The organism is Noviherbaspirillum sp. FW303-A3 (assembly GCF_058788695.1).
Window position 1 is genome coordinate 4,655,812 of sequence record NZ_JBYTAZ010000001.1, and the last position, 23,953, is coordinate 4,679,764.

The following is a 23,953-nucleotide window of genomic DNA, read 5'->3' on the forward strand; positions in this document are numbered from 1 at the left end:
GATCGCCTTGTTCGATCTGCCGCTGCAGAGGCAGGCTGCACGCCGTCGCGAGCAGTGCGGTTCCCGTTGCCATGCTGAACGCTGAGAGGAGCCGGATCGCCTGCGACATCATGGCGACACCCGCACGGAAAAGGCGAACGGCTGCGCGCCCTGGGACGCAATCCGAGAATGCGCAACCTTCGATGATGCCGCTTGCCTTGGTGATGCTTGTTGCGACGGGAGCTGGCGATAGACAAGCCACGCATATTTGGCGCGGGCCTTCTGGCAGGCCGCTCCTTTGAGTCGATTGCACGCAGCGTTGTAGGCCCCGACCCCTTCCCACGTGGCGCCGTGGCGCGCAAAGCTGTGCGCAAGCAGCCAGGCGCCGACATGGATACTGGTGCACGGTTGATAGAGATCGCGTTCGTGGATGCCGTACCGTGCAAGCGTACGCAGGTTCGAGCTGTTGATTTGCATCAGCCCGATGTCGTATGAGCTGGTCCGCTGGCGGTGCGAGAGGTTGACCGCTTGCGGATTCAGGCGTGACTCGATCCGGGCGATTGCATAGAGCAGTTCGGCGGACACGCCGTAGCGCTGCGCGGCCTGTTCCCAGCAGGCCTGCGCGCAGACGGGAGCACAGAGCAGAACAAGCAGTCCGGCGATTTGAAAATGCCGCATGACTCACCCCAGCGAGGACCATTGCGCCGCGCACCATGCGCGACATCGGTGTTGCGACCGGAATGTCCGGCCACGGTCGGGTTCGGGTGAGCCTTGGCAGCGATTGCCTCGGCGGGGGGGGTACTGCGGGTAATTCAGCGGGTCAGGACGCTACGTCCTGTTGATGCAGGTCTGGTCTTTCCCGGATTCAACCGGTCGCATGCAGTCCCTGCGTTTTTGCCATCCGGTTTGCCATGTTGATCCGTGCTTGCGCCAGGACCTGCGTGCCCGATGAATCGGCCTTGCAACTGAGCGCCACGCAGGCGGTGGTCAACTGGTCGAGCTGAAACTTCGGATTCGGGTGGCGGTTTGCGGGGGACCGCTGCACCGCCAGCAGCAGCTCGTATTGCGGCATCCACATCGACTCGCGGCGGCGCGGGCTATGCGGCGGACGAAATATCAGCTCCGTGCCGAGGAATCCGAAGATGCGCGCCGGAGCGTCGTCGTTGGCAAAAACCAGTGACACGCAGGCGCTGATCAGATCGGGGCAGCGAAATGTCGGCGAGGCGTTGCGCTCGCTCTTCAACAATGCATACAACCAATCGTGCTCTTCGAGCCACAGGCGGGTTTCGATTGTGTCTTGCGTGCGCTCGGCAGCGAACCGGGGCATCATCGACCCAGCCTGCTGCTGGGTCAGGGTGGCGGCGTGCATAGGCATCCTCTTCCTTCAGTCGTTGTGTGCCGTGGTGAGCACGGCTGATGAGAGAAGATTACCGTTGAGACGAAGGGAAGTCTGCAAGGAATGGCGCCGTTGTGATGGGTATTTCGTCATCGGCACCGAGTCTGGCACAATGCTTCTTCCTATGTTTTTCGCCACTGAAATTAGGATGGCCTTTGGGGTTATCCACGCTTACGCAACAATAGTGGCTCAGTAAACCAATGAAAGAGAGCAGCACATGATAAGCAAGTGGAAAGCGCTATACGGAATAGTGGCGCTGGTTGTGCTTGAGGCCTTGCAGCCGGCATGGGCGGTGTCACGCACGGGCGGTGAGACCGATGATTCGGTGTGTGACGTCGGGCAAACGGAGCAACGCGGGCGGCCACCGATGGAGGGCTACGAATTCATTGAGACGCGTTGCAAGAATGGTCAAATCCTGATCGGTGGCGGTATCGTTCCCGCTGGCGGTTTTGAGCCGGGGATTGAGGCGCTGGCCAAGCGCTACTGTCGGATTGCAGATATCCAAGCAACGCGAACACCTGGGGAAATGGTCGGCATCCGCGTTGAATATACGAAGGTGCGCTGCAAGATCGAAAAGCACAAGCGTTAGTAGTTAGGTTCCAGCTTGGCAGATCAACTTGGATTCCATCTCCTTTGCTTGTGCCTGAACGGCAACCGATTCGGTAGTGATTGTGCCAATTCACGATAGGCAATCCGGACCGGTAAGTCGTTACCGTCGCGTCTCGCGATCGCTTCGAGCGCTTGCAGTAGATGCTCGGCGACCAGCAGATCGTGTTCGCGCAAGGCGCGTTCGAACGCGGCCGAGACATCGTCTTCTAAACTGCGTTGAATGGTCATGGCCGAGTCCCTCCTGCAAGCCGTCACGTCAGCCCGCCAACGCCGGCACCACGATGAAGTACGCGTTGAGCATGTAGAGCCCCGCCAGCACCAAGGCGATGCCGCCCGTAATATCGAACGCTCTCTGGTAGCGGGCAAATGGTTTCAAGTGTTCCAACCAGCCAATCGTCCAGGCGCCCAGCCCGATCGGGATTGTCCGGCCGAGCGCGAACGCCATCAGGACGGTGGCGCCCAGCAGAGGTGAACCGATGCCGGCCACCACTCCCAACAGGGCAATCAGCGCCGGTGTGCATACCGGGCAAATTGCCACCGAGAACGACGCACCGAGCGCGAATGCACTCCACATGCCGGTCACGCGCCTGGCGCGAAATGCCAGCGCTGGCAGCGGCAGGCGTAGCCAGCCCGGCCACAGCAAGCCCATCACGATCAATAGCGGTCCGAGGATGGTGCCCCAATAGCGCCCAAGCATGCCATCGACCCAGCGCCCGCCGAGGCCGGCGGCCAGTCCCAGCAATACATGAGTGACGATCATGCCGAGGATGAACATCCCCGCGAACAGGGCTGCCGTCCGCCTGTCGCGAGCGCGCGTGACATAGGCGAGCGATACCGGAATCGCTGCGATGGCGACTGGATTGATGCTGAACAGCAGACCGGCAAGAAATCCTATCCCGATGGACGCGAACGTTGCCTGCTCTACCGCCAACCGCAGCGCCTCAGCGTCCATTCCTCGCCTCCCTGGATCGTTGCCGCAGTGCCTCACATAATTCCGTGGCAGCCGGTAGCGAGGAAAACACCAGTTCGCCATTGATGGCGACAGCAGGCAGCGTCAATACACCAAGCGCGACCGCGTAATCGATCTCGTCGACAGGATTGATTTCCCGCCATTCCAGATCCGGGAGCGCGTGTTCGGCCGCCGCCTTCAGGCTCGCCAGGGAGGCCGCGCATTTCTGGCAGCCTGGCGTATTAAAAAGTTCTACCTTCATGTTGTCTTCGCTCCGTTTGCCTGGTCCAGTGCACCCAATATCGGGCAGTCGTCCAATGGGCGGCCTTGGTCGGGGCATTCGGCGATCAGGATGTCGAGCGCCTGGGACATGGTTTTCATCGTCTTGATACGGGCTTCGATCTGCAGCTTCTTTTCGATGGCCAGACGGCGCACATCGCTGCAGCAAGCGGAATCCTTCGTACGCAACGCCAACAGTTCGGCGATCTCCGTCAGGCTGAATCCGCAGTGCTGCGCCTGCTTGATGAAACGCAGCCGTGCCACGATGTCCTCGTCGTACAGGCGGTACCCGCTGCTGCTCTTGGACGCGGGCCGGATCAGACCTTCGCGTTCGTAGTAGCGCAGGGCATTCGTGCTGACTTCCGCCAGGGTGGCGACTTTACCGATAGTAAGCATGGCGCAGGAATTTCAATCCAAAATCAGTGTAAACCTTATAGTCAAGGCGAAGGTCAAGCACGATTTCCGCTATCGAGGTTGTCCGTCAATCAAGGTTTTCGAAGTCGAACAGGGCGAGCACCTGCCGAACGAATTCGCGGTGCGGGGCGGGTGTGCGGCGATACCAATGAACAAGGTGGCTTTCGAAGTCGGTATGCGCTTCCGGGCCGTTCAGATGGGCCAATCCTTGCCAATCCGGGTATTGCTCGAACAGTGGCAGGAATTGATTGGCGACCAGCTCATTCTTGTCCCGCAGGTAGGCATTGCCGTGCAAGCGCAACGCGTTCTGCCTGAACCAGACCGCGAGCGACACGTTTTCCGGCAGCCGCCGGTGTGGCTCGCCGGTCACGATGTCGACATATTCGTTCAGGGCAGCCGCGTATTGCCGCCACGCCGAATCGGCCCCGAGCCGCTCCCAGCGCCCGGCCAGACTCTTCAAGGTATGGAGCGAGACGGTTTCGCATAGCGCTTCCTCGAACCATTGATGAGAGGCGCGTCGCGGCGGCGCATGGTATTGGTAATTGACCAGAATATGCAGCAACTCGTGCGAGAACTCGTAAACATATTCCGCCCAGCGCTGCTCCTTCGCCGCCAGGCGAACCAGGTATTCATTGGCCGGCCCTTTCCTGTAAAGGACGACAGGACCATCCTGCGAAGGGGAGACGAGAATGGGGCCGATATGCCGTTCCGGGAAATGCCGCAACAATTCATCTGCCACCATGTAGAGCAGCGTTTCGATCTCGGTCGATTGGACGGCACCCCAGCCGTCATCGGCAACGCGAATTGTGACCCGCCGGTTTTTGTCTGAGGCCGCGCCGGCTGGCCAGGACTTGACATCCGCGGCGCGCGCGGCGTGTGCCGTCAAGACGGACATCGCAATCGACACGAGCATGGCGACCAATCTCATGGCATCCCTCTACGAACCCGGTACGGTATCTTTCCTGCACGTCAATGCATGATACCGCCGCGAAAGGCATCGTGAGAAGCCGTCATGTCGCACGACAAGTGCGGGCGGCCGATTGATCGTCGGCCGCCGCTTGGACGGCGAATCCACCTCGACCTAGAACACCGCTCACCGGCCGGTGTATTCCTTCTGATTGAGCAGGCCTTGCGCGCGCGCCTGTTCGAGTTCGGCGCGGACCTGGGCGCGGGTTTTTCCGGTCACCGAAGGACGCGCTCCGGCCGGGCCGCGCGCGCCGATTTCCGGTGTGTCGAACGTCACGTATTCGCTTCGGTTCAACAGGCCCTGGGCACGCGCCTGCTCGTATTCTGCGCGCACCTGGGCGCGTGTCGTGGTCGAGGCGAAGCCGCTGTGGTCAACCCATTCGCCGGCGGTGACATCGCCCGCCATGGCGGAGCCGGCTGCGGCAAGGATGGTGAAGGTCGCGATGATGCGGGTGATTTTCATGATGATCTCCGTGAGTGAGTTCCAGTGTCCATGTCCGGACACCAACCGGCATCGCCCGCATTGCAACGCGATGCCGTCACAGACCCTTCGCTTGTGCATCCCGTTCGTGCGCAGCAGGTCTGTTGCCGAATAGACGGCAAAGCACAGTTGTTCTTACACACGTTTTTTCAATCCGCTTCCGCCGTTTCATAGCCGTTCAACCGGCTGTAAGGTTGACGCGTCTTTTGCGTCTCACCCATGCATGGGTTCTTTTTCCTCGAACATCGCATTCCGGCATGCCGTTGCTCAATGGGACGGGTGGGTGCCGTGAACAGACCTGGAGGCAGACGATGCGGGACGCCGACCGACGCTATCGCTGGGGGATCTTTGGCTTGCTTGGCCTGGTCGTGGCGCTGGGCATTGCCCTGTCCGTCGTCATCGCCCGTACCGGGCAGCAGATTCATGCCGACGCGACACCGCTGCTGCATGAAAAGATTCCGCTGCTTAATCACGTGTCGCAGCTCGAGAGCGCGTTGTTGCGCTATCAATTGACGTTGAACCAGTATTTTGCGTATTCGATCAACCGCGCGCACTTCCTTGAAGCTGAGCGGGCCAACCGGCAGGAAATCGACGCCCAGTTTGCGCGGCTCAAGGAGGGATTCGGGGCATCGCCTGTGCTCGATGCGATTCAAGGAACCTACAGGAATTCGGTCGCGCTGGGACCCCGACTCGACGCACTGATGACCGCAGAACAGGTCGACTGGGACGAGGCGCGCGCCACTCTGGTCGAATTGAGCATCGATATCGGCGAGATGCGGGGACGGCTCGACCGACTCAAGCATATCACCGAGGAGATCGTCTATGAGGCTGGCAACATGACCAGCGCTGGCGTGGATCGCATGTCGTGGCTGGTTTACCTATACAGCTTCGCGACCCTGTTGACTGTCCTGTTCGTCGTACACCATATCCGCGCCAGGTTGCGCACGGAAAGGGAACTGGCCTATCAGGCGACCCACGACCTGGTGACCGGCCTGGAAAATCGCCGCGCGTTCGGACGATGCCTGCAGACGCTGAACGGCCGGCGGCACATGCTCATCCTGGCCGCGATAGACCGGTATGAGCGCGTGATCGGCGGGCTCGGGCATGAGGCAGGGGACCGGCTGATGGCGCAGATCGCCGCGCGCATCAGGAAGGCGGCCGAGCGCAGCGGCAGCCGCGTGTTTTATCTGGACGGAGCGGGCTTCGGACTGCTCTGCCCATCGATGCGCGAAGCATGGCGATGGGCGAGATACTGTCGGATGTCCAGGCAGAAATACGTTTGCCGTTCGAACAGGACAAGAACGAAGTGTTCGCCAGCCTCAGCATGGGGATCGCCGGATATCCCGACGATGGCGCCGAGCCGATCAGCCTGTTGCGCAATGCCGATGCGGCCTTGCAGGCGGCGCGCCGGGCCGGCGGTGGCGGCTGCGTTATTTATTCGCTTGCGCTGAATGCGAAAGCGCTGGAGCGTCTGTCGCTGGAAGCGCAATTAGGCCATGCGCTGGAGCGGCGGGAACTCGTTTTGTACTACCAGCCGCAACAGAGTATCGGCCAAGGCCGCGTGGTCGGCTTCGAAGCACTCCTGCGATGGCGGCGCGACGGGATGCTGGTGTCGCCGGCCGAGTTCATCCCGATCGCCGAAGAGTCGGGACTGATCGTGCCGATCGGTGCCTGGGTGCTGGAGGAAGCATGCCGACAGGCCAGGGAGTGGAATCGTGATCGCGGCGGCGGGCTCATCGTGGCGGTCAATATCTCCGCACGGCAGTTTCAGCATCCCGATTTCCTGCAGACCGTCACACAGACATTGCGCCGCAGCGGAGTCGAGCCGTCGCATATCGAGCTGGAAATTACCGAAAGCATCGTCATGCAGGATGTGGAACGGGCGATCGAGATTCTGGAAGAGCTGCGCCGGCTCGGCCTGAAACTCTCCATCGACGACTTCGGGACCGGCTATTCCAGTCTTGCCTATCTAAAACGTTTCCCTCTCGACAAGCTCAAGATCGACCAGTCGTTTGTCCGCCACCTTGGTTCCCATTCAGGCGATGCCGCCATCGTCCGGGCCACGATCAGCCTCGGGCATAGCATCGGATTGACAGTCAGTAAGCGATCCATGATGGCCGTCCCTTGTCGGACAGTCTCACGTGTGGTTAGCGCGATTGCTCCCGGGTAGCTGGGAGGGAGATTTTCCAGGGCAACAGTGCCTCGTAGTCGTCAGCCGTAGTTGCCAACGGCAGTGCGCGCAACAGTTCGACCAGATAGTCGTACGGATTGACGTTATTGGCCTTGCAGGTCTCGATGATGGAATACAGATTGGCGCTGGCGATGGCACCGCCGACGGTATCCGCGAAGAGCCATCCCTTGCGTCCGATCACGAAGGGACGGATCGCGTTTTCGCACGGGTTGTTATCGATCGGCCAGTTGCCGTTGTCGACGTAGCGTGTCAGCTTGGGCCACTGGCCGCGCAGATAGGCAAGCGCACGGCCGAGCTTGCTGTTGGGCGTGACGATGGGCTGATATGTCAGCAGCAGGCTCTCGATGTGCTTGAGCACACGGGCGCTGTAGCGGGCGCGCAGCCGCTGGCGGTATGTTGCGTCGGCATCCCTGGCTCTGGCCTCGGCGGCATAGAGCTTGCCGATGGCAGCAATGAATTGCGTGGCCGTCTGGTCCGGTGTGCGGGCCTCTTTCGGCAGCACGTCCTCGGCCTCGATGAAGTAGCGTCGACAGTGCACCCAGCATCCGAGGTGCACCAAACCATTGGTCGCGGCGATGGCGTTGTACACGTCGTAGCCATCCGTCATCAACACAGCGCCTTTGGCAATGCCGACGTAGAGCTTGAGCGCATGGCCGGTCCCACGACCGGGCGAGTAGCCGAACAAGCGTACCGGCGGACCTGTGCCATTCATCTGCGCCCACAGATAGCTTTTGGTCTGCGGCGCCCGGCCTGGTTCCTTGAGCACCTGCAGTTCCGTTTCGTCGCCATACACCAGCGCGGACTCGAGCAGGATATCGCGCATGAGGTTGATGACGGGCTGCACAGCACAGCCGATGCGCACCATGCTCGCCGCCAGCGTATTGCGCGACAGGTCGCCGCCGAAGCGGCGCAGCAAGGCCGCCTGCCGATACAGGGGCAAGCCGTCCTGATACTTCGCCGTCACGATCCACGCCAGCGCCGCTTCGGTCAGCAGGCCCTTGGGGATGATGCGCGCTGCGGCAGGCGCGACCTTGATGCCGCCATCACAGCATGGGCATGCATACTTGATGCGCTGATGCTGGATCACCCGTACCTGCTGCGGAATGATGTCGAGTTGTTCGCTGATCTGGGCGCCGATCTCGACCAGCACGCTGCCGTCATGCGGGCAAATGCGCTCGGATTCGGGCAGCTCGTGCCGCACGACGTCGCGCGGCAGCGCGGGATCGAGTGGTTTGCGGCCACCTCTCTTTTTGCGCCGATGGCTCGCCACTTCCACGCCGGGTTCATCTTCCTTGGCAGGCTCGGTAGATGTAGTCGGCGCCAGGGCTTCGGCCTCGTTGAAGAACAGATCCTTTTGCCCGGCACTGCGCGCTTCACTGCGTGCAGCATACAGCTTGTGCAGATACGCCTGCACGCGCTCCTTGAGCAGGTCCCGCTCGACCGTCACGATCCGCAGCTCGCCGCGCAACGCGTCACGCTCCTGCGCGGCCTGGCGCAACGCTTCCAGTTCCTCGGCAGTGATCATGACGTTTTGCATGAATTTTTTGACAATGCGCGGCCGCCCCGGTTCACGCCGTGCGACGATATTCGCGTACGGGATGGCCGCGCATGGCTTCCAGATCAATCCCATCGAGCAGCCATTGCAGCTGCTCGATACTGAGCTCGACCACGGCCGACGCTTTCGGCCAGATGAACCGGTCCGCTTCCAGGCGCTTGAACAGCAGCCAGAATCCCGTGCGATCCCACAGCAGGAGCTTGATGCGGTCGCGCCGCTTGTTGGCAAAGACGTAGACCGCTCCGGCGAAGGGATCGAGCCCGAGGCCCTGTTCGACCAGTGCAGCCAGGCCGTTGATGTTCTTGCGGCCGTCTACCGGTTCGCGGTGCAGGAACACCTTCAGAGCCGGGTCGAGACGGAACATGGCAGGGTGCACAGCAGGCGCAACAAGGACGACAGCGCATCTTCGTCATGTCCACTCAGAGAAATCTCGATGCCGTTTGGCAGCCGTACTCGTAACCCAGGCTCTGTCCGTTTGCCGCAGGAACCCGCCGACACTACCGGTACGAATGGAGGCGATGAAGGCGCAACAGCGGATCGTTCCTGCTTCTGCAAGTGAAGGGTGATCCACTTGCGCAGCAGGTTCGCGTTGACGCCATGCTCAAGCGCCACGCGCGCTACTGACACGCCCGGTTTCAGGCAGGCCTGGACCAGCTCGGCCTTCGCCTGTTTGTCATACCGTCGGCGCCCATCCCGCTTGCTACCGACGACCAGTCGCTGCAAAAGCTCTGAGTCATGCTCTGTCATAGGTGTCCACCTCCATATAGGTGGACATATCCTGACTACTCAGACTCCGCGATTCAAGATGCCGACGATGGATCGCTTACGACAGTCATCGCGGAAGGCGTCGAAACGGCGGATCAATTGGAATGCCTGCGGCGCTGGGGCTGCGACGAAATCCAGGGCTATTACTGCGGGCGGCCGTTGCCTGTGGATGCGGCAACCGAACTCGTTTCGACCCTTGCGCATCACGAGGCTTGCTAAGCGTTCGCGTCGAGGATCACGCCTTGCGTGTCTGCATCGTGGCGATCGCCTGAATCTGTTCGTCGGGCGAGATGCGCCGATGGGACAGCACTTCCAGCCGTCGGTCATGAATGGCGGCGACGCGGCCTCGATGACGCCTTGCCCACTGGAGGATCACCGCATCGCGTTCGCGCAGGAGCGATTCGATCTGCGGCTGGAACAAACGCAGCTGCGCGTCGAGCCAACAGCTGATGAAGACCGGATTTTCATCGCGATGCGCGCAGACGCGACGCAACAATGCGATCACATCGTCCGCGGCGCACCAGGTTTCATTGGTCACCCACTGGTTGGTGGTAAAGAGCTGGAACGGCACGCCCTTGGTATCCACCGAAATTGCTATCAGGTGAACCAGTGCGTCCGGAGGTTCTCCGCTAGCGTTCCCGCCGTCGCGCCACGGCACCGACACGCCGCGTTCGCGCCATGGCTTGGGCCGCCGGCGTAGCGGTTGCAAGCGGGCGAACACATGAAAATGACCATGCTCGCCGCCGCGCCCATCCTCTTGCGAATGCGCGTGGTAATACGATAGGCAATAGCCCCGGTGATCGATCAGATCATTCGCCGGGTAGTGTTCCCATTCGATACACCGTGCATCTCCAACCACCTCCTGCAACAGGTTGCGCCGGCGGTCCGCCAACAGTTGGTAACAGGCGACGAATTCGTACGCCGCCTGTTCCATGGCAGCCAGCATTTCCGGTGTCGCCCGGTGCAAGGATGCGTCATCCGAGCCGGGCGACAAATCCTGTCGCGCGTTAGCCGCCAACATTTCGTGCATTGCCGAAGACCCTTGAAATCGTGCTGTCAGTTCCATCGAGCGATCCTGATTCATATAGATTGCATGGAACCGGCAGCATGAATGACGCTATTTTGCGGCCGCGCACTTGGCGCCGCACTTTGGCTTGGATTTTGCGCCGCATTTGGCTTTGCACTTTGCGTCGGACTTGGTTCCACACTTGGCGCCACATTTGGCACCGCATTTTGCCGAGCATTTCGCTCCGCACTTTTTCATTTCCTTGCTTGCCATTTCCGGTACCTTTTCATCGGCGGCTGCAGCAGGCATTGCGGCAATCCCAGCGGTCAATGCGCCGATCGACAAGGCGGCGAGAGTCTTCTTCAACATGATTTCTCCATTGGATTCGAAATAAAACGGGGAACATCAGCCGCCGCCAAATGGCAGAGGGCCGGCACCGAAGGCGCAAACGCCCCGGTTGCGTGAAGGAAGACGGATGAGGCGGACAAAACCTTACAGGCTGCGCAGAAAAAATTTCATTGCCGGACAGGTTAGGCGCCGCTCGCCTCTTCGTTGCGGTGCAGCGCGACGATCATCGGACAGGAGACCGTGCCGCGGTGCGCGCAGCAATCACGGACTAGACCTTCCAGAACCGATTCGATGCGTCTCAGGTCCGCCAGTCGCTCTCGTACATCCCTGAGCTTCTGCTCCGCGAGCACGCGCGCTTCGTCGCAGTGTGCGCCGTCGTCCAGCGTCAGCAATCCGGCCACTTCGTCCAGACTGAAGCCGAGCCGCTGCGCCGATTTAACGAACTTCACCCGCGCCACATCCCGCGCGCCATAGCGGCGGATGCCGCCGTACGGCCTGTCCGGCTCGTGCAGCAAGCCCTTGCGCTGATAAAAGCGGATCGTCTCGACATTCACGCCGGCGGCCTTGGCGAAGGCGCCGATCGTCAGGTTATCCCGATCGTTCCTCATGAGACTTGACTCCGTACTTGAGTACGGAGGTAATCTTAAGTCATTCATGAAACGCACGAAAGGAGAACACATGACGGAACCGCCACAAGGGCGCATGGCCCTGTTGACCGGGGGACTGGCGGCAATACTTGCGTCGGCATGCTGCCTGGGACCGCTGGTGCTGGTGACGTTGGGTTTCAGCGGGGCATGGATCGGCAACCTGACGGCGCTGGAGCCGTATCGTCCGATCTTCATTGGTGCGGCGCTGCTGGCCATGTTCCTGGCCGGGCGGCGCATTTTCCGTCCGGCGCACGCGTGCCTGCCCGGCGAAGTTTGCGCAGTCCCGCAGGTGCGTGCCGCCTACAAGCTGATGTTCTGGGGCGTGGCCGCGCTGGTTCTGGTTGGGCTCGCTTTTCCCTACGTCCTGCCCTTGTTCTATTGATCGGGAGAATTCCATGAAGAAGTTGTTCGCAACACTCGCGCTTGCCGCCGCGGTCGCGCCGGTCTGGGCCGCCACGCAGAGCGTCACGCTTGCCGTGCCCGGCATGACTTGCCCCGCCTGTCCGTTCACGGTCAAGAAAGCCTTGGGCAAGGTCGATGGCGTGAGCAAGGCCGAGGTGAGTTACGAGAAGCGCGAGGCTGTCGTCACCTTCGACGATGGCAAAGTCGATGTCCAGACAATCCTGAAGGCGACCGCCAATGCCGGTTACCCTTCCAACGTCAAACGCTAGCATGGGACAGATCATGCGCATCGCCGGACAGTCCGGCGCGCCAGGCAGCTTGCACATCGCCGTGATCGGCAGCGGCGGCGCGGCCGTGGCCGCGGCGCTGCAGGCGGTCGAACGGGGTGCGCGCGTAACGCTGATCGAGCGCGGCACCATCGGCGGCACCTGCGTCAATACCGGCTGCGTGCCGTCCAAGATCATGATCCGCGCGGCTCACGTCGCCCACCTGCGCTGTACCAGCCCGTTCGACGGCGGCATAGCTGCTGCCTCGCCGGCGATCGCGCGCGAACGCTTGCTGGCCCAGCAACAGGCGCGCGTCGATGCAATGCGGGAGGCGAAATACGAGCGCATTCTGGCGGATATCCCTGCGATCACCGTGCTGCGCGGCGCAGCCCGCTTCCGGGATGGGAACAGCCTGATCGTGCGGCTCAACGAAGGCGGCGAACGTGAAGTCGCATTCGACCGCTGCCTGGTCGCCACGGGCGCGCGTCCCGCCATTCCTCCCATTCCAGGGTTGACAGACACACCGTACTGGACGTCCGCCGAAGCGCTGTTCAGCGACACGATCCCGGCGCGCCTGGCCGTGATCGGCTCGTCCGCGGTGGCGCTAGAGCTGGCACAGGCTTTCGCCAGGCTCGGGAGCAGGGTGACCATCCTGGCACGCCGCACGCTGCTCCTGCGCGAAGACCCTGCGGTCGGCGAGACGATCGCGGCGGCGTTTCGTGCCGAAGGGATAGCCGTGCTGGAGCATACCGAGGCAAGCCGCATCGTTCATGCGGATGGCGAGTTCGCGCTCACGACCGGAGGTGGCGAGGTGCGCGCCGACAAGCTGCTGGTCGCCGCCGGCCGGTCGCCCAATACGCGCGGCCTGGCTCTCGACGACGCAGGTATCGCGGTTAATGCACGCGGCGCCATCGTCATCGACAATACCATGCGAACGAGCAACACGCATATCTATGCCGCCGGCGACTGCACCGACCAGCCGCAATTCGTCTATGTGGCCGCAGCGGCCGGCACCAGGGCCGCGATCAACATGACCGGAGGCGACGCCACCCTTGATCTGTCCGTCGTGCCGGCCGTGGTGTTTGCGGACCCGCAGGTCGCTACCGTCGGCTACAGCGAGGCCGCAGCGCGCCAAGCCGGGATGACGACCGACAGCCGCCTGCTCACGCTGGATAACGTACCGCGCGCACTCGCCAACTTCGATACCCGCGGCTTCATCAAGCTGGTTGCCGAAGCCGGCAGCGGACGCTTGATCGGTGTGCAAGCGGTGGCGCCGGAAGCGGGCGAACTGATCCAGACGGCGGCACTTGCCATTCGGGCGCGCATGACGGTGCATGAGCTTGCCGAACAGTTGTTCCCGTATCTGACCATGGTGGAAGGGTTGAAGCTTGCTGCTCAAACCTTTTCCAGGAACGTGAAGCAGCTTTCCTGTTGCGCGGGATAGCGGCCGGCCATGTGTCCGCGAATGATGTCGGAACCATACCGGGAACCTGTGGCCTGAACCATGGAAGGAACAGAAGGAGGCCACCATGAGGAACGACAATATCCGCCAAACCCCCGACCGGAACAAGGGAAAGCAGGAGTCCTCGGCGATTCCGCGGCCGGCGGAGCCGGGCCGACAAACGTGGGAGGACGGCCGGCGGGAACCGATCCACCCGGACGATATCGGTGCCGACGGCAAATACGTGGGGAGCGACATGCCGCCGGAGGATGTCAATCCGAGGAAGCGCTGAAACATGCCGGCCAGTTTGAGCGCAGACGGCATGGATCGGGTGCCGGATACTTCACGTACCACAAATGCGGCGGGGACGCGCGCATGGACCGGCGCACTCGCCGCCGGCGGCATCCTGGCCGCATTGTTCTGGCTGGAGCGGCGTTATCCGCTGCGCCATGCCGGCCCCGAGCCGGACCGCAACAGGGTGGCGCGCAATCTCATGGTGGCGGCGATCACGGCAGTGGTGATCAGTCGCTGCGAGCAGCCGCTGGTCAAGCCGGTCGCAGAGCGGGTGGAAAATCAGCGTATCGGCCTGCTTCTGCGGCTTGGATTACGGCCATTGCCGGAAAAATTGCTCGGGATCGTCTTGCTGGACTACACCCTTTACTGGTGGCACGTCTTGCTGCACCGGGTGCCGTGGCTCTGGCGCGCGCACATGGTGCATCACACGGACCTGACGCTCGATACGACCACGGCCCTGCGCTTTCATTGGCTGGAGTTTCTTGCTTCCGTCCCGTGGCGGCTTGCCCAGGTGGCGATCCTCGGCATCCGCCCATCGGTCTTGGCGCTCTGGCAACGGCTGACGTTCATCGAGGTCCTGTTCCATCATTCCAACGTACGCTTGCCGATGCGCGTCGAAAAGCCGCTAAGCCGACTGGTCGTGACGCCGCGGCTGCACGGCATTCATCACTCCGCCAATCCGGACGAAAGGCATAGCAACTTTTCCAGCGGCTTGGCGGTCTGGGACAGCGTGCATCGCACGAGGAAAACCGGTGTCCCCCAGGCTCGAATCACAATCGGCTTGTCCGCGTACCGCTCAGCGCAAGATCTTCGGTTGCCAGACCTGATCGCGCTGCCTTTCCGGCGCCAGCGCATGGAATGAATCGCCATGGGGATGGCGGATTGGCCGTCACCGACCGTGGCGTGATTTGCGAAGAAGAACACCCAGGTCCGCATCGCACCGGATGAGAAATGCCATTGCGCCGGAACCCGCAGGAGTCGATGCAATCAAAGCAACATTGCATTGCCGAGAACCGGGAGGTATCGATGACCGACGCGCAACCCGAAACTGGCCGAGACAGGGTGATCGAGGAATTCGGCCTGGTCGGCTTGGGCAAGATGGGCGGCGGCATTGCCCGCCATGCGTTGGAGAACGGCATCCGTGTCGTCGGCGCGAGCCGCAGCGGAGCGCCACGCGAATTGCTGGCAACAGGGCTGGTCGAGACCCGGGAGCTCAGCGGATTTGCCACGCTATTGCGTCCGCCACGGGTGATATTCCTGTATGTCCCGGCGGGTACGGCAGTTGACGCGGTGCTGGAGGAACTCGGCAAATCCCTTGATCCGGGCGATGTCGTCGCCGACGGTGGCAATTCCTACTGGGGCGATTCCATCCGCCGCCAGCAGCGGCTGCGCGAGCGCGGTATTCAATTCGTCGATCTGGGAACGAGCGGCGGACTCGAAGGCGCGCGACACGGCGCGTGTTTCATGGCGGGCGGGGAGCGCGAGGAGGTCGCGACCATCGAACCCTTGTTGCTCAGGCTCGCCGCCGGCCGCGGCTATGTGCATGCCGGGCCGCCCGGTGCCGGTCATTTCGTGAAGCTCGTCCACAACGGCATCGAGTTCGGCATGATGCAGGCGATCGCCGAAGGTTTCGACCTTCTCACGCATTACCATGAACAGCTCGACACCGGCGCCATCCTCGAATGCTGGCGCAAGGGCTCGGTGGTCCGCTCGTGGCTTGTCGATCTGCTCGCCGACGCGTGCAAGGCCGATCCCGGCTTGAAGCAGGCTTCCACCTATATCGAGGATACCGGCGAAGTGAACTGGCTGCTCGCCGACGCGCTGCGCATGGAGGTAGCGGTGCCGGTGATCGCGCAATCGGTCATGCAACTCTTCGGTTCCCGCGACCAGGCTAGGAACTGGGCACGCGCCATCATCATGATGCGACATGGGTTCGGCGGCCATCCGTTCGATGCGGACGAAAACATCGCGCGGGAACGGCGCGAAGGGCGCGTCGGCGACTTTTACCGGCCGCAAACACCGCCTGCCGCCAAGTCGGAATGAGCGAGCTACGGCGCTCCCCAGAGCGGCGCCGGCGGACTCGTGTCGACAATTTCAACGCCTTCCGCCTTCAGATGTTCGACGACCGTGTGTTCGCCATCGCGGCGCACCACAATCTCGAACCGGCCTGCGCCGATCTTGATGTTCGCCAACGCCAGCCGCGGAAGCCAGTCCGGCAGCAGCGGCTGTACGTAGCAACGTCGATGCGGTGCGTCCGGAACAATGCCGAGCATCAGTTGCACGGCAAGAAGCGGCGCCGCCGCCGACCACGCTTGCGGAACGTTCGCCTTCCGGTAGGGGACCGGCGCCCCGTACGAACGGTCGAAGCCGCCGAACAACTCCGGCAGCCGGCAGGATTCGAAACTTTCGGCGGCATCGAGGATGGCCTTGATCAGCGCGAATGCCCGCGTCCTCTCGCCATAACGCCACAAGCCGGCGGCCGCGATCATCGTATCGAACGGCCAGACCGACCCGCATTGGTAGGAAATCGGGTTGTACGCAGGATTGTCCGAAGACAGCGTGCGCAGTCCCCAGCCGGTGAGCATGTCGGGCGCCAGCAGGCGTTGTGCGATGGCTGCCGCGCGCTCCGGATCCGGCAGCCCGCACCACAGGAGGTGTGCCGGATTGGACGCAATGGCATCGACCTGCCGCTTCTCGCCATCAAGCGCGAACGCATAGAAGCGAGCATGTTCCATCCAGTAAGCTTCCTCGACGCGCCGGCGCAGGGCCGCCGCCTGTTCGTGCTGATGCCGTGCCTGTGCTGCCTCGCCGCGTGCATCCATGAGCTCCGCCATAGCAAGGCGTGCCGCGTACAGATAGCCTTGCAGTTCGATGGTCGCCAGCGGCGGTTGCGCCTGCCTGCCATCCGCGTAGACGAGCGCGTCGCCGGCGTCCTTCCATCCCTGGTTGCGATAGCCTTTCGGGCTGTGCGGCAGGTACTCCTGCAATCCGTCGCCGTCACCGTCGCCGCGGGATTCGCACCAGCGCAACGCGCGCAGCGCCGTGTCGAAATGCCGGTCGATCAAGGATTGTTTTCCGGTCCAGCGCCATGCATTCCACAGCGTGAGGCAATAGAGCGACGGCGCATCGTGCGTGCCGTAATAGGGCGAGTAGGGCAGCTCGCCGCGCTGGGTCAATTCGTCGTGCCGCAGCTCATGCGGCAGCTTGCCGGGTTCGGCGTCGCGATAGTCATCGCGCGTGCTCGCCTGGTGCTGCGCGAGCGCGGCCAGCGCGCCTTCCGCCATCCAACTGCCGTCGATTCCTCCCATGAGGGCCGGAAACAGCGAATCGCGTCCGAACAGCGTGAGAAACCACGGGATGCCGGCGGCAACGTAGGGCGGACTGTCATCCTGCCGCATGGCCAGCGCGTGCAAGTCTTGCCGGCCGCATTCGAAGGGATGCGCCAGCAGCGATTCGGCGCGCAGCGCCACGCGGTTGGCCTGGTTAACCGGATCTGGCTCCGGGCGATGCGGGTCATTCGCCATGCGCAACACGCGGCGATCGATCTCGGGCTGCGCCTCCAGGCAGCAATGCCAGCACTCGCCATGGCACAGCGCCAGACTGAACACAAGGCGGGAGCCGGCGATTGCCGGAGACGGGTTCGCGCCAAAGTGCACCTGCAGCCCACGGCGAAAACCGGCATGCTCATAGCACAAGGTAAATACGTTGCCGTGCACCGCGCGCAATGTGTGCAGGCGCGCAGGAATCGACTGATTCTTCACCTGGAACAGGTCAGCGAAATCCGCATCGAGTTGCAGGGTCAGGCGCAGTTGCACTGTCCTGCCGGCGTAGGTGGAAAGCTCGAAGTCGTCATGCAGTGCGCCGTCTACCCGCCGGGTGAGCGTCAACACCACGGTTCCAGCCTCCAGCACGCCTTGTTCATCGCGCAGGGAGGGATTCTGAAAGTGCCACTGCGCGCTGCCATGGCCGGAACGGGTACGGCCAAGCAACTCCCAGGCACAGTCGTTGATCTGGAATTTATATGTCGAGAGCACGCGGGTGTCGCCGGCGAACAGGCCGTATGGTTCCTCGGCGTGGATCTGTCCGGCGAGATCGGAGACCAGCGCGACGCCCGCGCCATGCAGCACTACGGTCGGACTGAAGATGCGCACCGTATCCATCACGCGTAGATGAACCCGACAATGAGGCCCCAGATCGCATGCAGCACGATGGAAGTCAGCGCGTAGCGCCATGATCCGGACTTGCGGCCCATGAAGCCGAGACCCGACAGCGGCGCGACAAAGGCGCCGGCCAGCGTAAATGCGAGCACCTCACCCCACAGCAAACCCGCAAGCGGCTGCGGCCAGTCCAGGTTGGGCAGGATCACGGTCGCCCACAGCAGGACCAGAATCACGCTCTTGACCAGGTGCGAAGCAAAGCCCAGCAACCAGGCGCTGACACGGTCGGAAACCATGTAGCGCCGGCCGTAATCGGCGATGTCGATGGCCACCAGGCCGGGAATCTGGCCCGCCCACAAACCGGCGATCGCCATGACATAGCCGGCCACCAGGCCGGCCAGGACCACGCCGGCGAAATCGACTTCGCTCCAGGTCAGGAACTCCATCTTCTAGTGCAAGGACGAGACGGCGCTCTGCACGGCCTCGGCCAGCGTCGGATGGATTTGAATCGCGTCTTCCAGAACGGAATAGGGCGCGCCGGCATTCATTAACGCGATATAGATGTGCACGAGTTCGGCGCCTTCGCTGGCAAGCACCGCCGCACCGAGAATCTGCCGGTTGTCCGCATCCGCCACGATCTTGATGAAGCCATCGATTTCGCCGAGCTCTTTTGCCTTGCCGTTACTCGCCATGTCGAAGCGGCCGACCTTGATATTCTTGCCGGCTTTGCGTGCCTGCGTTTCCGTTAGGCCGACGCGGCCCAGCGAGGGATCGGTAAACATCGCATACGGCACGATACGATCGGTGGTGCGGGAGCCGTCTCCCAATAATTGCGATTCGACGATGCGGTAATCGTCCCAGGCGGTATGGGTGAACATCGGGCCGCCGCGAATATCGCCGACCGCCCACACGCCAGGGATGCCGGTGCCGAGTCGTTCGTCCACTTCCAGCGTCCCTTTCGCAGTCGGATGCAGACCGATGTTCTCCAGTCCCAGATCGTCGGTGTTCGGCTTGCGTCCCAATGCGATGAAAATCCGAGTCGCGCTGACTTCTTCCGTTTTGCCGTTGTCCTCGATCGTGAGTGCGACACCGTCAGCGGTCTTCTGGCAGCGTGTCGCCTTGGCATTCATGCGAAAGCGGATGCCTTCCCCTTCGAGCATCTGCTGCAGAGCGCCCGCGACGTCGGGGTCTTCCTGTGCGGCGACTTGCGCGCCGCTTTCGATCACGGTCACCTCGGCGCCCATGCGGCGGTAAAACTGCGCCATCTCCAGGCCGATATAGCCGCCGCCGACCAGCGCCAGGCGCTGCGGCAACTCACGCTGCTCCAGCCAGTTCTCCGCGGTGAGGTAGTCGATATCCTGCAAGCCGTCGATAGGAGGTACCGCGCTGCGCGTGCCGGTGTCGAGCACAACGTGCGTGGCGAGGATTTCCTCATGTCCGGTCGTCAGACGGAAGCGTTCCCCTTCGCGACCCAGGAATCGGGCATGCCCCGCGATCAGGACAGGGTTGTCGCGCCCGGCAAAGCTTTTCTGCAGCGCGTCGCGCATGCGCTGTGCGATATCCGCTGCACGTGCCAGGACCGCCGGGAAATCGGGCTGGATAGCGGTCACGCGTATCCCGAAATCGCCGGCGCGGCGCGCGAGGTGGATGACGCGTGCGGACGCGAGTGCCGCCTTGGTTGGGGTACAGCCGAAATTCACACAGGATCCGCCCACCTGCTTGCGCTCGACGAGAGCGACGCGCCGTCCGGCTTTCGCAAGCGATTTCGCCAGCGTTGGGCCGGCTTGCCCGGCGCCAATGACCGCTACATCAAACGCTTTCATGTCCTTGCTCCTTGTGATTCGTCACACCGCGCATGTTGTCCGGCAATGCCGATATCCGGCGGCAATGAGTCGTGATCCATGCATTTTGGAGAAGCATGAATCAGTGAAGTTCAGCCGATATTTATTCGGCAGGCATGTAAGAAAGGCGGGGGATGGGGCGTCTATTTATATTGGTTGACAGTGGAGGCGATGATGAAACCGCTCAAGAAGCTTGTGCTTGCGTGCCTGTTGCTGGTGGCCGCCGCAGCGGCATTTGCGATCCAGAAAAACGGCTTCAATCTTTCCGATGCCTTGGTGCCACCGGACGACATCATGCATGGCGGTCCGGCCAAGGACGGCATTCCGGCGATCGACCAGCCGAAGTTTCTCAAGGCCGAACAGGCGCGCTATCTCAATGATGCCGATCGCGTGCTCGGTGTGGAGCGTAGCGGCGTCGCGAAAGCATACCCGGTGCGCATCCTGAATTGGCACGAAATCGTCAACGACAGGTTCGGCGCCGAGCGCGTGGTCGTGACCTTCTGCCCGCTCTGCGGCACCGGCATGGCCTATCTTTCCGATGCAAACGGTAAGCCGCTGAGTTTCGGCGTGTCGGGCCTGCTCTACAACAGCGACGTCCTGCTCTACGACCGCCAGACCGATTCGCTGTGGTCCCAGCTCCTGTCGCAGGCGGTGAGCGGGCCGTTGAAAGGCACGCGGCTGACCTCTGTGCCGCTCACGCATACCACCTGGTCCGACTGGAAAAAGCGCCATTCCGATACGCTCGTGCTGTCCACCGAGACCGGCTTTGCACGCGACTATGCGCGCGATCCGTATGAGGGGTATGCGCAGAATCCGCTCATCATGTTCCCGGTAAAGGGGCAGAGCGCGCGATACCATCCCAAGGAGCAGGTGATCGGTGTCGAAGTGTACGGAAAATTCAAGGCTTATCCGTTCGTCGAACTGAGCAAGCGCCGCGGCGAGATTACGGACACCGTCGGCGGCAAGAAGATCGTCGTGCGTTTCGATCCCGAACACCGCACCGGGAACGTGTATGACGCCGCCGGGAAGGAGATCCCGAGCATCATCGCATTCTGGTTTGCATGGTACGCGTTCCACAACGATACCGAGGTTTTTCACGCAAAGTAAAACATTCGACGACAACTGATCCAGCGCGGGACGCCCGGAGTTCTCTGCACGCATCTTTATCCGACGATGCATCATGGCAAGGCGTCCAGCCTTGCACGTCCGCTTTTTATGCGGTTTCTTCCCTTGTTGACCACGATCGAATAAATCAGGAAGTCAACCTCAATCTCACATGCATGCTTGGAACGCTCAAACATTCCACGCTTTTTTCTTGCGGCTGTAACCGGATGCGGCGGCATTGACGAATACCGTCTTACGGAGCGCATGCGCTGAGTGAGATATGCAGCCCATGCTTCTTCACTAAATGACAGAGCATCGAGATTGGGCATGTCAGTGCCGATGCTCCGGCCCGGTTCACTGTGCAGATGTCCAGTGGAGAAACGAATTGTTCATGTTGATGGAGAGTTGCAATGAAAACGCTTTCTGCCATATTCCTGGCACTATTGATCGCCGGCTGTGCCGGTCTGGAGACGTCTTCCGGTAATGGCGTCGCCCCTTCAAATCCTGCCAATGACATCTACCGGCCGGGTGGTTGAGGCAACGTGACGGTTCAGGCGCAATGCTTCGCCGGCAAGAACGACTGAGCGAGGATTGCTCCTGATCGACCATGCGGCAAGCGGACTGCAGGTGCCGGACAAGTCGCTGGTGCGCGGACTGCATGAAATCAACTCGTCAGGCAGGAAATCGCGACTATGCGTGCAGCAGCAAGCGCCCGGCCGCGTTCCCTGGCAGCGGAACCACCGTTTGCACGCCTGGTTCCAACTTGACAGTTATCGATGAGAGGAGTGCATATGTTGCCATCTTCCAGTAACTCTTTCACCTCCACCATCTCCGCAGGGGCATCTCCCGGCGCGCAGGTGTATCGGGCAAAGTCCCAGGTCGGGCTCGACTTTCCGGCAGACCGAACCGCGCTATTGGTCATCGACCCGGTGAACGACTTCCTTTCCGAAGGCGGAGCAGGATGGGAAATGACCAAGAGCACGGTGAAGCTGAACGACGTCGTCAGCCATCTGAAACAAGCGATCGAAGGGGCGAGGCAACGCGGCATCCCCGTGTTGTTCGGCCCGATGGCCTATACCGAGGAAGACTACGCGGACGGAAGGCTGCAATGCCGCTGCGGCATCAACCGGATCATGTTCGAGAAGCGCATGTTTCTGGCGGGTAGCTGGGGCGCGGATTTTCATCCTGACTTGCGGCCACTTGACGATGAAATCGTCTTGCTGCCGCACAAGGGGACGGATGTGTTCGAAACCGATCTGCCCGTGCATCTGGAGCGGTTGGGAGCAACCCATCTTGTCATTGCCGGCATGACGGCCAATCTGTGCTGCGAATCGACCGGCCGCCATGCCGTCGAACGGGGATATGACGTCACCTACCTGTCCGATGCCATCGGCGCCGAAAACCTGGTGGCGTACGAGGCATCGCTTCACGTCAATTATCCTTTGCTCGCCAATGCCGTGATGACCGTCGACGAGTTTCTGCGGGCGCTGGACGAACCGCACAACCTGCCCCTCGACATTGCGCCGGGCGCAACCGTCAGAGGGTCGGACCACGGCGAGATCGGCACCGTGGCCGAGGTGGCGCAACCGACGCAGGTGGCTGAGGGCTACATGCTGGTGCGACGCGGTATACTGAGCCACGATGTCTACATACCGCTCGATGCCATTGTCCATAGCGCCGGCGGCGAGATATTCATCAATGTGCCGAAGCTCGTGGTCGGCGATATGCCGTGGCGGGACGCGCCGTCACGTATGCAGCTGCGGGAAAAACTCGGACCGCCGGCACAGCAGGTTGACAAGCTGTATGGGTCGCGATCGCCGTCGATCCAGCCGGCGCGAACAACACGTTAACCGGATCCGGCATCCGCAATTCTGCGGGTTTCGTGCCACAGGCTGTCTTGTCCGACTGCCGGAGATGCGTTCGGCTGCCGATATCTTGATTCCGGACCCCGGCAACAGCGGCAGCATGCTTTGCGAAACCCCGCATTCATTCCCCTAAAAGGGGGAAGGCGCCTTACGGCGCGCTGCGCAACTGCAGCCGAAGCGAATCAATCCATCCGCCACCCGTGACTGATATTCACCGACTGCCCCGTAAGCGCCTTCGACGGGAAGGTGGCGAGAAAGACAGCCAGTTCCGCGATGTCTTCCGCGCTGGTGAATTCCTGGTCGACCGTGTGCTGCAGCATCACTTTCCTGACCACGTCTTCCTCGCTCATGTTCAAATCCCTGGCTTGCTCCGGAATCTGCTTTTCCACCAGCGGGGTTTTGACATAGCTCGGACAAATCACATTCGAGCGTATGTTGTGTTTCGCGCCTTCTTCCGCCAGCGTTTGCGCCAGGCCCAGCAACGCGTGCTTGGCCGATACATAAGGCGCTTTCAACGGGGATGCTTCCTTGGAATGGATGGAACCCATGTAGATCACGCTGCCGCCCTTGCCGCTTTCGATCATGTGACGCAGGCAGGCTTTAGTGGTCAGGAACGCGCCGTCCAGATGGATCGCCACCACACGGCGCCAGTCCGCGTACGCCAGATCTGCCAGCGCCGCGATATGCTGGATGCCGGCATTGCTTACCAGGACATCGACGCCGCCGTAGCGGCGCACCGTTTCCTCCACCCCGGCATTGACCTGTTTCTCGTCGGCGACGTCCATCGCCACGGCGATCGCGTCGCCGCCGTTGCGCTTGATTTCATCGGCGACTGCCGTGGCCGCGTCCAGTTTCAGATCCGCAATGCACACTCGGGCGCCTTCACGAGCGAACCGGACGGCGATTTCCTTGCCGATACCGCTCGCCGCACCGGTCACGATCGCAACCTTGTCTTGCATAGGCATGTATGTTCTCCTTTCCATTGAGCAGCGTCGTCA

At 61.9% G+C, this 23,953-nt stretch carries 30 protein-coding genes and 2 pseudogenes; 14 read left to right on the forward strand and 18 right to left on the reverse strand.

Annotation, left to right across the window (positions count from 1 at the left end):
* Positions 1 to 108 precede the first annotated feature (108 nt).
* On the reverse strand, positions 109 to 657 hold the full coding sequence (locus AC3WOY_RS22295; protein ID WP_492427762.1) for a lytic transglycosylase domain-containing protein: 549 nt from the start codon (positions 655 to 657) through the stop codon (positions 109 to 111).
* A 187-nt stretch (positions 658 to 844) separates the two neighbouring features.
* Complete coding sequence (locus AC3WOY_RS22300; protein WP_492427764.1) at positions 845 to 1,348, reverse strand: hypothetical protein; 504 nt, start codon at positions 1,346 to 1,348, stop codon at positions 845 to 847.
* Between the two features lie 244 nt (positions 1,349 to 1,592).
* Here AC3WOY_RS22300 and AC3WOY_RS22305 point away from each other — a divergent pair, with 244 nt between their 5' ends.
* On the forward strand, positions 1,593 to 1,964 hold the full coding sequence (locus tag AC3WOY_RS22305) for a hypothetical protein (RefSeq protein WP_492427766.1): 372 nt from the start codon (positions 1,593 to 1,595) through the stop codon (positions 1,962 to 1,964).
* Positions 1,965 to 1,987: 23 nt separating this feature from the next.
* Here the strand turns inward: AC3WOY_RS22305 and AC3WOY_RS22310 are convergent, their stop codons facing one another.
* From AC3WOY_RS22310 to AC3WOY_RS22335, 6 genes are all read right to left on the reverse strand, one after another.
* Positions 1,988 to 2,212: a hypothetical protein gene (locus AC3WOY_RS22310; RefSeq protein ID WP_492427768.1), complete on the reverse strand. Its 225-nt coding sequence runs from the start codon at positions 2,210 to 2,212 to the stop codon at positions 1,988 to 1,990.
* A gap of 28 nt (positions 2,213 to 2,240) precedes the next feature.
* Positions 2,241 to 2,936 carry a cytochrome c biogenesis CcdA family protein gene (locus AC3WOY_RS22315; protein ID WP_492427770.1) on the reverse strand — a complete coding sequence of 232 codons (696 nt, stop codon included), beginning with the start codon at positions 2,934 to 2,936 and terminating at the stop codon, positions 2,241 to 2,243.
* Positions 2,926 to 3,195, reverse strand: coding sequence for a thioredoxin family protein (locus AC3WOY_RS22320; RefSeq protein WP_492427772.1), 270 nt, complete (start codon positions 3,193 to 3,195; stop codon positions 2,926 to 2,928). The genes AC3WOY_RS22315 and AC3WOY_RS22320 overlap by 11 nt, the downstream gene beginning before the upstream one ends.
* On the reverse strand, positions 3,192 to 3,608 hold the full coding sequence (locus AC3WOY_RS22325) for a heavy metal-responsive transcriptional regulator (RefSeq protein ID WP_492427774.1): 417 nt from the start codon (positions 3,606 to 3,608) through the stop codon (positions 3,192 to 3,194). Before AC3WOY_RS22325 ends, AC3WOY_RS22320 begins: the two co-directional genes overlap by 4 nt.
* A gap of 85 nt (positions 3,609 to 3,693) precedes the next feature.
* Positions 3,694 to 4,554 (reverse strand): hypothetical protein, encoded by an 861-nt coding sequence (locus tag AC3WOY_RS22330; RefSeq protein WP_492427776.1) that lies wholly within the window; start codon positions 4,552 to 4,554, stop codon positions 3,694 to 3,696.
* Between the two features lie 165 nt (positions 4,555 to 4,719).
* Positions 4,720 to 5,055: a DUF4148 domain-containing protein gene (locus tag AC3WOY_RS22335; protein ID WP_492427778.1), complete on the reverse strand. Its 336-nt coding sequence runs from the start codon at positions 5,053 to 5,055 to the stop codon at positions 4,720 to 4,722.
* A gap of 878 nt (positions 5,056 to 5,933) precedes the next feature.
* Here AC3WOY_RS22335 and AC3WOY_RS22340 point away from each other — a divergent pair.
* Both AC3WOY_RS22340 and AC3WOY_RS22345 read left to right on the forward strand, forming a co-directional pair.
* Positions 5,934 to 6,430, forward strand: a pseudogene (locus AC3WOY_RS22340) (GGDEF domain-containing protein); the annotation flags it as partial.
* Positions 6,431 to 6,466: 36 nt separating this feature from the next.
* Positions 6,467 to 7,243, forward strand: a complete 777-nt coding sequence (locus AC3WOY_RS22345; protein WP_492429385.1) for a putative bifunctional diguanylate cyclase/phosphodiesterase — start codon at positions 6,467 to 6,469, stop codon at positions 7,241 to 7,243.
* Here the strand turns inward: AC3WOY_RS22345 and tnpC are convergent.
* The 3 genes from tnpC to tnpA are packed head-to-tail and all read right to left on the reverse strand — an operon-like array spanning position 7,221 to position 9,566.
* A complete protein-coding gene (gene tnpC, locus AC3WOY_RS22350) occupies positions 7,221 to 8,801 on the reverse strand; it encodes an IS66 family transposase (RefSeq protein ID WP_492427780.1) in 1,581 nt (526 codons plus the stop codon). The two genes, AC3WOY_RS22345 and tnpC, sit on opposite strands and share 23 nt — an antisense overlap.
* A gap of 31 nt (positions 8,802 to 8,832) precedes the next feature.
* Positions 8,833 to 9,183 (reverse strand): IS66 family insertion sequence element accessory protein TnpB, encoded by a 351-nt coding sequence (tnpB, locus tag AC3WOY_RS22355; protein ID WP_492427782.1) that lies wholly within the window; start codon positions 9,181 to 9,183, stop codon positions 8,833 to 8,835.
* Complete coding sequence (gene tnpA / locus AC3WOY_RS22360) at positions 9,159 to 9,566, reverse strand: IS66-like element accessory protein TnpA (protein ID WP_492427784.1); 408 nt, start codon at positions 9,564 to 9,566, stop codon at positions 9,159 to 9,161. Before tnpA ends, tnpB begins: the two co-directional genes overlap by 25 nt.
* On the opposite strand from tnpA, the gene AC3WOY_RS22365 reads away from it, so the two are divergent.
* Entirely contained in the window at positions 9,555 to 9,803 is a 249-nt protein-coding gene (locus AC3WOY_RS22365) for an EAL domain-containing protein (protein ID WP_492427786.1), read from the forward strand. The two genes, tnpA and AC3WOY_RS22365, sit on opposite strands and share 12 nt — an antisense overlap.
* Positions 9,804 to 9,819: 16 nt before the next feature.
* Here AC3WOY_RS22365 and AC3WOY_RS22370 read toward each other — a convergent pair whose 3' ends face one another.
* A complete protein-coding gene (locus AC3WOY_RS22370; RefSeq protein ID WP_492427788.1) occupies positions 9,820 to 10,614 on the reverse strand; it encodes a DUF6969 family protein in 795 nt (264 codons plus the stop codon).
* A 106-nt stretch (positions 10,615 to 10,720) separates the two neighbouring features.
* On the opposite strand from AC3WOY_RS22370, the gene AC3WOY_RS22375 reads away from it, so the two are divergent.
* On the forward strand, positions 10,721 to 10,984 hold the full coding sequence (locus tag AC3WOY_RS22375) for a hypothetical protein (protein WP_492427790.1): 264 nt from the start codon (positions 10,721 to 10,723) through the stop codon (positions 10,982 to 10,984).
* 136 nt (positions 10,985 to 11,120) lie between these two features.
* On the opposite strand, the gene merR is transcribed toward AC3WOY_RS22375, so the two are convergent.
* Complete coding sequence (gene merR, locus AC3WOY_RS22380; protein ID WP_492427792.1) at positions 11,121 to 11,546, reverse strand: mercury resistance transcriptional regulator MerR; 426 nt, start codon at positions 11,544 to 11,546, stop codon at positions 11,121 to 11,123.
* Between the two features lie 70 nt (positions 11,547 to 11,616).
* On the opposite strand from merR, the gene merT reads away from it, so the two are divergent.
* From merT to AC3WOY_RS22410, 6 genes and pseudogenes are all read left to right on the forward strand, one after another.
* A complete protein-coding gene (gene merT, locus AC3WOY_RS22385; RefSeq protein ID WP_492427794.1) occupies positions 11,617 to 11,967 on the forward strand; it encodes a mercuric ion transporter MerT in 351 nt (116 codons plus the stop codon).
* Positions 11,968 to 11,980: 13 nt separating this feature from the next.
* Complete coding sequence (gene merP / locus AC3WOY_RS22390) at positions 11,981 to 12,256, forward strand: mercury resistance system periplasmic binding protein MerP (protein WP_492427796.1); 276 nt, start codon at positions 11,981 to 11,983, stop codon at positions 12,254 to 12,256.
* A gap of 49 nt (positions 12,257 to 12,305) precedes the next feature.
* Positions 12,306 to 13,697: pseudogene (merA, locus tag AC3WOY_RS22395) on the forward strand (mercury(II) reductase); the annotation flags it as partial.
* An 85-nt stretch (positions 13,698 to 13,782) separates the two neighbouring features.
* Positions 13,783 to 13,986: a hypothetical protein gene (locus AC3WOY_RS22400; protein ID WP_492427798.1), complete on the forward strand. Its 204-nt coding sequence runs from the start codon at positions 13,783 to 13,785 to the stop codon at positions 13,984 to 13,986.
* Between the two features lie 3 nt (positions 13,987 to 13,989).
* The gene (locus tag AC3WOY_RS22405) at positions 13,990 to 14,850 is read left to right on the forward strand and encodes a sterol desaturase family protein (protein ID WP_492427800.1); all 861 of its coding nucleotides are present in this window, start codon (positions 13,990 to 13,992) and stop codon (positions 14,848 to 14,850) included.
* Between the two features lie 119 nt (positions 14,851 to 14,969).
* On the forward strand, positions 14,970 to 16,031 hold the full coding sequence (locus AC3WOY_RS22410; RefSeq protein ID WP_492427802.1) for an NADP-dependent phosphogluconate dehydrogenase: 1,062 nt from the start codon (positions 14,970 to 14,972) through the stop codon (positions 16,029 to 16,031).
* A gap of 5 nt (positions 16,032 to 16,036) precedes the next feature.
* On the opposite strand, the gene AC3WOY_RS22415 is transcribed toward AC3WOY_RS22410, so the two are convergent.
* From AC3WOY_RS22415 to AC3WOY_RS22425, 3 genes are read right to left on the reverse strand one after another with little or no spacing between them, the layout of a single operon-like run.
* Entirely contained in the window at positions 16,037 to 18,148 is a 2,112-nt protein-coding gene (locus AC3WOY_RS22415; protein ID WP_492429386.1) for an amylo-alpha-1,6-glucosidase, read from the reverse strand.
* A complete protein-coding gene (locus tag AC3WOY_RS22420) occupies positions 18,148 to 18,591 on the reverse strand; it encodes a hypothetical protein (RefSeq protein ID WP_492427804.1) in 444 nt (147 codons plus the stop codon). Before AC3WOY_RS22420 ends, AC3WOY_RS22415 begins: the two co-directional genes overlap by 1 nt.
* 3 nt (positions 18,592 to 18,594) lie before the next feature.
* Entirely contained in the window at positions 18,595 to 19,968 is a 1,374-nt protein-coding gene (locus AC3WOY_RS22425) for a mercuric reductase (protein WP_492427806.1), read from the reverse strand.
* Positions 19,969 to 20,157: 189 nt separating this feature from the next.
* Between AC3WOY_RS22425 and AC3WOY_RS22430 the strand changes: the two genes are divergently transcribed.
* Positions 20,158 to 21,093 (forward strand): DUF3179 domain-containing protein, encoded by a 936-nt coding sequence (locus AC3WOY_RS22430; RefSeq protein WP_492427808.1) that lies wholly within the window; start codon positions 20,158 to 20,160, stop codon positions 21,091 to 21,093.
* Between the two features lie 71 nt (positions 21,094 to 21,164).
* Here AC3WOY_RS22430 and AC3WOY_RS22435 read toward each other — a convergent pair whose 3' ends face one another.
* A complete protein-coding gene (locus AC3WOY_RS22435) occupies positions 21,165 to 21,419 on the reverse strand; it encodes a hypothetical protein (RefSeq protein ID WP_492427810.1) in 255 nt (84 codons plus the stop codon).
* Positions 21,420 to 21,500: 81 nt separating this feature from the next.
* Between AC3WOY_RS22435 and AC3WOY_RS22440 the strand changes: the two genes are divergently transcribed.
* Both AC3WOY_RS22440 and AC3WOY_RS22445 read left to right on the forward strand, forming a co-directional pair.
* Positions 21,501 to 21,626, forward strand: coding sequence for a hypothetical protein (locus AC3WOY_RS22440; protein WP_492427812.1), 126 nt, complete (start codon positions 21,501 to 21,503; stop codon positions 21,624 to 21,626).
* Between the two features lie 255 nt (positions 21,627 to 21,881).
* Positions 21,882 to 22,940 carry a cysteine hydrolase family protein gene (locus tag AC3WOY_RS22445; RefSeq protein ID WP_492427814.1) on the forward strand — a complete coding sequence of 353 codons (1,059 nt, stop codon included), beginning with the start codon at positions 21,882 to 21,884 and terminating at the stop codon, positions 22,938 to 22,940.
* Between the two features lie 197 nt (positions 22,941 to 23,137).
* On the opposite strand, the gene AC3WOY_RS22450 is transcribed toward AC3WOY_RS22445, so the two are convergent.
* Positions 23,138 to 23,920, reverse strand: a complete 783-nt coding sequence (locus AC3WOY_RS22450; protein ID WP_492427816.1) for a 3-hydroxybutyrate dehydrogenase — start codon at positions 23,918 to 23,920, stop codon at positions 23,138 to 23,140.
* Between the last annotated feature and the right edge of the window lie 33 nt (positions 23,921 to 23,953).